General features: G+C 74.0%; 1 pseudogene. It reads left to right on the top strand.

What is annotated here, in order from left to right:
- Positions 1-239: pseudogene (locus TN53_RS43425) on the top strand (RNA polymerase subunit sigma-24); the annotation flags it as partial.
- Positions 240-331 lie beyond the last annotated feature (92 nt).

The following is a 331-nucleotide window of genomic DNA, read 5'->3' as shown; positions in this document are numbered from 1 at the left end:
CCCTGGTCACCACGCTCGCCCGGGTGGACGGCGTCGTGGAGGCCCGCGAGCTCAACGGCCAGCCCGGCGCGATCCTGCGCGACCGGGACAACAAGATCCTCAACACCTGGACGCTGGACATCCTCGACGGCCGGATCCGGACCATCCGCTCGGTGACCAACCCCGACAAGCTCGGCCACCTGGGCCCCGTGGCCGACGCCTGGGCGATCAACCGCGAGGCCCGCCGCACAACGAACTGACCACCCCACCGAACCGCCCGCCACCCCGACCACCACACCCGCGACCCGGGCCCACCCCACCGGGCCTGGGCCGGCGCATGCCGTGCCCGGTC

The organism is Streptomyces sp. WM6386, assembly GCF_000972385.1.
Classification (GTDB): Bacteria; Actinomycetota; Actinomycetes; order Streptomycetales; family Streptomycetaceae; genus Streptomyces.
This window is presented reverse-complemented; position numbering and strand designations above follow the sequence as displayed.